This is a genomic window from Pantoea sp. Cy-639 (assembly GCF_011752525.1).
Lineage (GTDB): Bacteria > Pseudomonadota > Gammaproteobacteria > Pseudomonadales > Pseudomonadaceae > Aquipseudomonas.
The window spans coordinates 31,682-39,365 of the sequence record NZ_VWXI01000026.1 but is presented as its reverse complement, the minus strand read 5'-3'; the positions used below and the strand labels follow the sequence as shown (position 1 = coordinate 39,365).

Below are 7,684 nucleotides of genomic sequence, written 5' to 3'. Positions count from 1 at the left end.
GCAGCGGCGCAGTATATCTTGCCTCATCGACGACCTGATCGTTGGTTCCCGAGAGTAGTTAAGCAACGACCAGCAAAATATCCGACCCGAAAATGAAAATGCCAGTCAGCTTAACTGACTGGCATTACCCTTCGGGGTCCTTTTTTTATGCCCGGCCCGCAGGCTCCGGCCTGTCTTGGGGGCTGCAGGAGCCTGAAGCAGGCGCCGAGGTGAATGGCATCGGCCCCGTCGCTGTTCACCGGCAAGGCCAGCACCTACAGGGGGTTGGCCTTGCATCTTGCATTCAGGTTTGCGCCGCAGATTGCAAAATGCACGACCGCTGGTCGGCTTAAAAGTACATAACTTATTGATTTAAAAGGCTTCAAGCGAAACGGAAAAGCTGGCACACGCCATGCAACTACACTCCTACCTGCCGCCAGGATTCAAGGCGCAGACCTTTCGAAAAACAGGAGTGACTCACATGAAGAAGTTCGCCATTGCTGCCGCTACTGCTACCGCTCTGACCCTGACCATGGCTAATGCGGCATTCGCCCAGCAGTCCACCCAGGCCCCGATGACGATTGCGGCCGGTGAGGTGACCAAAGCCAAGGAAGCGACCTCCGATACCTGGATCACCACCAAGGTCAAATCGGATCTGTTGACCGAGAAAGGCATCCCTGGCTCCGACATCAAGGTCGAGACCAACAAAGGCGTGGTGTCGCTGTCCTCGACCACCGCGATCACTGAATCGCAGAAGAAGATGGCCATCGACATCACCAAGAAGATCAACGGCGTGAAGGCCGTTTCGGCTGACGGCCTTAAAGCTGAATAAGGATTGTCCCGTCGGCCAAAAGGACTTGGCCACCCCTTCAAGGCGGACCCCGGCAATGGCCGGGGTTCTTCTTTCATGTCTTCCCTGCAACGCCCAGGCGCTTCAGCTCACGGGGTTGCGCGCCACCACATCGCTCTCGAAGCAAACCTGCTCGATTATCAGTGGCTCCACCAAGGGGCGGCTGTCGCGAAAGTGGGCAGTCTGCGTATGGGCCTCATAGGCCGCGTCATCCTGGTAGATCTCGTACAGGTAGATCACATCGGCATCTTCACGGTCCAGCGATACGTCGAACACCAGGCAGCCTGGCTCGCTAGCGACCGAGGCTGCGGCGTTGGCCTGGATCGCACTCAGAAAAGCGTCGGCGGTGCCCGGTCTGACACGGGTCTTGATGAACAGGCTATACACAGGCGGGTCCTTTTGTTTTAAATTCAGATTCGAATTGTATACAAAAAAGGAATCCTGCTCATGTCCGAACTTCCTGCCCGTCCGGGGCGCCTCAATGGCCTGCGTCACATCGCCTTGCTGGTTCCCAACCTGGAGGAGTGCGAGCGCTTCTATGTCGATGTGATGGGCATGGAAGTGCTCAATCGCGCCAATGAAGACCTGGTCTACCTGACTTGCGGCAACGACAATCTGTCGCTCGGTCGTGGCGTGGGGGCGGCCAATGGCTTGCAGACCCTGGACCACTACGGCTTCATCGTCGACAGCGTGGAGGAGCTGGAAGCCTGGTACCAGTACTTCAAGGCCCAGGGCGTGACCCTGCTGGATCGTCCCTTCAACCATGGCGATGGTGCGCGCAGTTTCCATCTGCTGGATCCTGCGGGGAACAAGGTGCAGCCGCTCTATCACCCGGCGGTATCGGGGCAACGCCTGGTGTGAGGTGGCTGGCTCCTGCGATGCAGATCAGGATCACGATCGTATCGCAGGAGCCGGGCTTACTCGGCATCCAGGTGCATCGGTGTCACCACCCGGCCATCGCTCTCTGCCTGGCCGAGGTTGCTGTCGATGAAGTACACCCGGTCATCCTCGAGCTTGCCCTTGTCGACCAGGTAGTCCTTGATGCTGCCGGCCCGTTCCTGGCCAAGCGTACGCAGCAGCGCGGTGCTTTCGGCCCAGGACTTGATCACCGCGTCACGCAGCTTGGCGGTGCGTTCGCTGCGGCTGAGCTTTTCCCACTCGGCTGGCGGCTGTTGCTTGAGGCGGGTGCGGTAGATGCCTTCGAGCATGGCAGGCTTGTCGCTGTCGTCGACGACCAGCAGTGACGGATTGGCCGGCACCTTGTCGCCACGACGCTGCAGGACCTTGTACCAGGTGGCCTGGTACTCGCGCTCCAGGCGTTGCTGGGCGATCAGCGGGCCATCGCTGCTCTGGGCGGCGGTGCCTTCGATCTCCAGGCGCAGTTCCGGGCGCTCCTTGAGCGCGGAGGCCAGCTTGTCCAGGGCCGACTGGGCATCCGGGGTCAGGTCGCTGGAGCCTGGGGCGAACGACACGCTGCCCAGGTCCTCCGCGCCGCCACCGGAAATCAGCCCGCCGATGAACTTGAAGGGCGCCTGGGCTGCGCGCAGCACCAGGTTGCGCAGGGTCTGCCAGACGATAGGCATGACACTGAACTGGGGGTTGTTGAGGTCGCCCGACACTGGCAGTTCGATCGAGATCTTGCCATCGGTATCCTTGAGCAGTGCCACCGCCAGGCGGATCGGCAGGTCCACGGCGTCCGGGCTGTCGACCTTCTCGCCCAGTTGCAGTTGCTCGATCACCACCTTGTTCTCGGCCTTGAGCTGGCCATTGGTGATCAGGTAGTGCAGGTCGAGGTTCAGCCGCCCCTTGCGGATGCGGAAGCCGGCGAACTTGCCGGAGTAGGGCGTCAGCGTGGTCAGTTCGACGCGCTTGAAGCTGGTGGCGATGTCCAGGCTGGCCAGTGGGTTGAACGGGTTGAGTGCCCCGGTGATGGTCACCGGCGCATAGCGGTCGACCTTGCCCTTGACGTCGACCTTGGCTGGCATTGGCTTGCGGTTGTCGATGGTGCCGATCTGGCCGTTGAGCTGTTGCACTGCCGTGGCGAAGTGGGGGGTGAGGGTCTGGTCGGCGAAGTTGGCCGAACCGTCGTTGATGCTGATCTGGCCGATATGGATGCCCAGCTCCTTGCCGTGGCTGGCGGGGCTCGGTTTGCTCGGGGCCGAGGCTGGCTTGCCTGCCGGCTGCGGGATCAGCAGGTCGTCGACGTTGGTGGTGCGGTCTTCGTTGATGATGAAGCGTGCATAGGGCTGCAGCAGGGTCACCTTGTCGATCGACAGGGCATCGCCGTGGACATAAGACAGGCCATCGACATCCACCTGTTGCCATTTGACGAAGTCGCGGTTCTTGATGGTGTCGAGCGTATGCAGCTGGCTGACCTGGGCTTTGCCGCCGATGCTGAAGGCCAACGGCTCGATGTTCTTCAGGTCGACCTTGAGGTTGCTGGAGAGCATGCCGCTGCGCAGCTCGAGGCGGATGAACGGGCTGATGTAGGCCTGGGCCACACGCAGGTCGATGTCACGGGTGGCCACGTCCAGCTTGGCGGTGACCGGTGCCAGGTTGACCTGGCCGGAGGCCTGCAGCTTGCCTTGCTTGCCCACGCCGGTGTCGAGCTTGAGGGTGAAGGGCGACTGGTTGAGGCTGTCGAAGTTCTGCAGGTCGAGGTTCAGTGGTCCGACGTCCAGTTCCACCGGGGTTTTCTGGCTACGGTCGGCCAGGTGAACCATGTAGTTGCGCGCTTGTACGTCCTTGAGCAGTACTTGCCAGGGCTTGTTCGGCTCCTTGGCCGCCTTCTGCTCGGCGCTTGGCTCGGCGGCTGCAGGTTCGGCCTTTTCCTTCGGCGTGGCCTTGGGCGGCTGGCTGGCGAAGAGTTTCTGCCAGTCGAGTTGGCCGTCTTTCTCCAGGGCCGCCCAGGTTTCGAGTTTTTCACTGCGTACCTTGCCAACGGTGACCAATTGCTTGGCCAGGTCGATGGACGTCTCGCTTACCTCGAGGCTGGCCAGGCGTGCCAGTTGGCGGCCATCCGGCGCCTTGATGGCGAACGGCGCGACCCGCAGCGAGGTGTTGTCCAGCAGCAGCTCGGTTTCCTTGGACAAGTTGAGCTTGTAGTGGGTGTCGAGGCTGAGGGTGCCGTCCTCCAGCACCAGCGGCACGGCATCGCGTACGTAGGGCCAGAACAGTTTCATCTTGCTGTCGGTGATCTTCAGCGTGCCTTCGGAGGCGATCGGCGACAGGCTCAGGGTACCGCTCCAGTCGATTCGCCCACCGTTGGGGCCGTTGGCCACCAGGGTCATGTCGGCGTTGTCGTCAGGCAGGGTGCTGAGGTGCTTCAGCTCCAGGTTCATCGAGTCGTAGAGGAACTCGATCGGCTCGCTGGGGCGCAGGTCCTCGAAGTGCAGGTAGCCCTCGCTGAGCTTGATGCTGTCGATGCGCAGTGGGAACGGACCGCTCGCGGGCTCCTCGGTCTTTGGTTCGCTGGGCGGCAGCTTGAACAATTGGGTCAGGTTGAGGCTGCCGTCCTTGGCGAACAGCAGCTCGGTGCGTGGTTTATCCAGCTCCACGGCATCCAGGTGCAGGGCCTTGGTCCACAGGCTGTCGAGGGACAAGTTGGCGTAGAGGCGTTCGAAACCGACCTGTTCCTTGCCGGGTTCGCCGATCTGCAGCCCCCAGAGCGTCAGTTCGAGGCTGAACGGGTTGAGTTCGATGCGTTGCAGGTGCGCCGGCACGTTGGCGTATTGCGCCAACTGCTGGTTGGCCACGCGCAGGGCGATGCCAGGGAGAATGAGGAAGCCGAGCAGGCTGTACAGGGCCACCAGGGCCAGTAGGGCGCCGAGGGCGCGGGTCAATCCTTTGGGCATGTGTCGCTTCGTCTGTATCAGGCTGGAGTGCTTGGAGTATGGCACGTTAAATCGGTTCCGCCGTGATGGCCAAAAGACTCACTCCAGTCCCATGCGGCGTCTGGCGCGGTGTGCCGAGCTGTCGCGCATGGCCCAGCGCAGCACCGGCGCCGTGTTGCCCAGCCCCAGGCGGATCATGCGCTGCGCCAGGGCGCCCTGGTGCAGGCCGAGCATGGCGCGGGCCCAGTCCGGCAGCAGGTCGATACCGGCGTTGAGCATCAGCTTGCCCACCGGTTCGGCCAGGCGGCTGGGTGCCGGTGCCGCCTGCAGGATCTTCACCACCTCGAGGCTGCGGGCGTCGCATTGCAGTTGTGGGCGCATGCGCTGCAAGTAGGCCTGCACCTGGGCACAGGAGCGCGGCACGTCGCGGGCACCCAGGCGCTCGGCGATCAGCGCGATCTCGTCGTAGTAGCGATCCTGGTCGGCGCGGGGGAGGCCGGGGTTGCGGTAACGCAGGTGGGCGGCGAGAAAGCTGCTGACCTCGGCCACGTGTACCCAGGTCAGCAGATCGGGGTCGCTGGCGGCATAGGGACGCCCGTCGGCGGCGGTGCCGACCACCTGGAGGTGGATGGTGCGGACTTTCTCGATGAGCCATTCGGCGTCGCGGGTCGAGCCGAACGTGGTGCCGGAGATGAACTGGCTGGTGCGGCGCAGGCGGCCGAGCAGGTCTTCGCGAAAATTCGAGTGGTCCCACACGCCGGCCAGCGCCAGGGGATGCAACAGTTGCAGCATCAAGGCGCTGATGCCGCCCACCAGCATGCTGGGGAAGTCGCCGTGCACCTGCCAACTGATGCTCTGCGGGCCGAACAGCCCCGGGTCGCCCTTGGGCGATTCCAGGTCGAGCTGGCCGAGGGCCAGCCCGGTAAGGCTCATGACCTGGGTTTCGATGCGGCGGCGAAGGGCTTCCATGGCGACCTTTTGGGCAAGGCGGCGCGCCCGGGCCGCTGGCTATTGATTGAGGCGCTTGTCGATCAGTCCCTGGACCACGGCCGGATCAGCGAGGGTGGAGGTATCCCCCAGGTTGTCCAGCTCGTTGCAGGCGATCTTGCGCAGTATACGCCGCATGATCTTGCCCGAGCGCGTCTTGGGCAGCGCCGGAGCCCACTGGATCAGTTCCGGCTTGGCGAAGCTGCCGATCTCCTGGCTGACCAGGGCCAGCAGTTCGGCCTTGAGTGCATCGTCAGCGTTCACCCCGTTCATTGGCGTGACGAAGGCATACACGCCCTGGCCCTTGAGATCGTGGGGGTAGCCCACCACGGCCGCTTCGGCGACGCTGTCGTGCAGTACCAGCGCGCTCTCCACCTCGGCGGTGCCGATACGGTGCCCGGAGACATTGATCACATCGTCGATGCGCCCGGTGATCCAGTAGTCGCCATCGGCGTCGCGGCGTGCGCCGTCGCCGGTGAAGTAATAACCGGGCATGGGCTTGAAGTAGGTATCGACCATGCGCTGGTGGTCGCCGTAGACGCTGCGGATCTGCCCCGGCCAACTGGCCTTGATCGCCAGCAGTCCGGCGCCGGGGCCTTCGATGAGCTGGCCCTTCTCGTCCAGCAGCACCGGTTGTACGCCGAACATCGGTTGGGTGGCACAGCCGGGCTTGAGTCGTGGCGTGCCGGGCAGCGGGGTGAGCATGATGGCGCCGGTCTCGGTCTGCCACCAGGTATCGACGATGGGGCAGCGTTTCTGTCCCACGGCCTCGAAGTACCATTCCCAGACTTCCGGGTTGATCGGTTCGCCGACGCTGCCGAGCAGGCGCAGGCTGGTGCGCGAGGAGTTCTGCAAGGGGCCCGTGCCCTCGCGCATGAGCGCGCGCAGGGCGGTGGGCGCGGTGTAGAAGATGTTCACCTGGTGCTTGTCGACTACCTGCCAGAAGCGCGAGGTGTCCGGGTAGCTGGGGACGCCTTCGAACATCAACGAGATCGCGCCGTTGGCCAGCGGACCGTAGACGATGTAGCTATGGCCGGTGACCCAGCCGACATCGGCGGTGCACCAGAACACCTCGCCCTCGCGGTAGTCGAACACCACCTTGAAGGTCAGGGTGGCCTGCAGCAGGTAGCCGGCGGTGGTGTGCAGCACGCCCTTGGGTTTGCCGGTGCTGCCGGAGGTATAGAGGATGAACAGCGGATCCTCGGCGGCCATCGGCTCGGCCGGGCAATCGTCAGCAGCGCCGTCGGTCGCCGCGTGGTACCAGAGGTCGCGTCCGTCGTGCCAGGCCACTTCGCCGCCGGTGCGTCGAACCACCAGGACGGTACTGACCGCGGGGCAGCGGGAGAGGGCTTTGTCGACGTTGTGCTTGAGTGCGATGCGCTTGCCGCCACGCAGGCCTTCGTCGGCGGTGATCACGGTGTGGCAGTCGGCGTCGAGGATACGGTCGCGCAGGGCGTCGGGCGAGAAACCGCCGAACACCACAGAGTGAATGGCACCGATGCGGGCGCAGGCGAGCATGGCGTAGGCGGCCTCGGGGATCATCGGCATGTAGATGCACACCCGGTCGCCTTTCTTCACGCCGCGCGTCTTGAGCACGTTGGCCAGGCGGCAGACCTGGCGGTGCAGTTCACGGTAGGTGATGGTCTTGCTGTCGCTCGGGTCGTCGCCTTCCCACAGCAATGCGGGCTGTTCGCCGCGGCTGGCCAGGTGGCGGTCGATGCAGTTGTAGCTGACGTTGAGTCTGGCTCCGTCGAACCAGCGGGCCTTGCCGGTCTTCAGGTCGCATTGCTGCACGCTCGACCAGGGCTTGTCCCAGCTCAGGCGCTCGGCCTGTTCGGCCCAGAAGGTGTCAGGGTCGTCCACCGACTGACGGTAGAGGCGGCGGTAGTCGGCATCGGAGATTACGGCTGACTGGCTGACGGCCAGGGCCTGGGGGTAGTCGCGGATATCGAACATGGCGGTGCTCCTGCGCTGGCGGCGGGCGAGGGACTGCAATGACTATTCGATAGGACAGTGTAGAAGGCGGGGGTGTTCC

6 protein-coding genes are annotated in these 7,684 nt (G+C 63.7%); 2 read left to right on the top strand and 4 right to left on the bottom strand.

Annotation, left to right across the window (positions count from 1 at the left end; translation table 11 throughout):
* Window positions 1–460 precede the first annotated feature (460 nt).
* Window positions 461–811 (top strand): BON domain-containing protein, encoded by a 351-nt coding sequence (locus tag F3J43_RS22710; protein WP_166892478.1) that lies wholly within the window; start codon window positions 461–463, stop codon window positions 809–811.
* Between the two features lie 102 nt (window positions 812–913).
* Here F3J43_RS22710 and F3J43_RS22705 read toward each other — a convergent pair whose 3' ends face one another.
* The gene (locus F3J43_RS22705; RefSeq protein WP_166892474.1) at window positions 914–1,216 is read right to left on the bottom strand and encodes a heme-binding protein; all 303 of its coding nucleotides are present in this window, start codon (window positions 1,214–1,216) and stop codon (window positions 914–916) included.
* Window positions 1,217–1,276: 60 nt separating this feature from the next.
* Between F3J43_RS22705 and F3J43_RS22700 the strand changes: the two genes are divergently transcribed.
* On the top strand, window positions 1,277–1,690 hold the full coding sequence (locus F3J43_RS22700) for a VOC family protein (protein ID WP_166892471.1): 414 nt from the start codon (window positions 1,277–1,279) through the stop codon (window positions 1,688–1,690).
* A gap of 56 nt (window positions 1,691–1,746) precedes the next feature.
* Here F3J43_RS22700 and F3J43_RS22695 read toward each other — a convergent pair whose 3' ends face one another.
* The 3 genes from F3J43_RS22695 to acs form a co-directional block, all read right to left on the bottom strand.
* Window positions 1,747–4,683 (bottom strand): DUF748 domain-containing protein, encoded by a 2,937-nt coding sequence (locus tag F3J43_RS22695; RefSeq protein WP_166892468.1) that lies wholly within the window; start codon window positions 4,681–4,683, stop codon window positions 1,747–1,749.
* Between the two features lie 78 nt (window positions 4,684–4,761).
* Entirely contained in the window at window positions 4,762–5,631 is an 870-nt protein-coding gene (locus F3J43_RS22690; protein WP_166892464.1) for an oxygenase MpaB family protein, read from the bottom strand.
* Between the two features lie 39 nt (window positions 5,632–5,670).
* Window positions 5,671–7,605, bottom strand: a complete 1,935-nt coding sequence (acs, locus tag F3J43_RS22685; protein WP_166892461.1) for an acetate--CoA ligase — start codon at window positions 7,603–7,605, stop codon at window positions 5,671–5,673.
* Window positions 7,606–7,684 lie beyond the last annotated feature (79 nt).

Bases quoted from the DNA above. Each gene is read 5' to 3' on its own strand.
- F3J43_RS22695 (WP_166892468.1), bottom strand. From the start codon at position 4,683: ATGCCCAAAGGATTGACCCGCGCCCTCGGCGCCCTACTGGCCCTGGTG.
- F3J43_RS22710 (WP_166892478.1), top strand. From the start codon at position 461: ATGAAGAAGTTCGCCATTGCTGCCGCTACTGCTACCGCTCTGACCCTG.
- F3J43_RS22690 (WP_166892464.1), bottom strand. From the start codon at position 5,631: ATGGAAGCCCTTCGCCGCCGCATCGAAACCCAGGTCATGAGCCTTACC.
- acs (WP_166892461.1), bottom strand. From the start codon at position 7,605: ATGTTCGATATCCGCGACTACCCCCAGGCCCTGGCCGTCAGCCAGTCA.
- F3J43_RS22700 (WP_166892471.1), top strand. From the start codon at position 1,277: ATGTCCGAACTTCCTGCCCGTCCGGGGCGCCTCAATGGCCTGCGTCAC.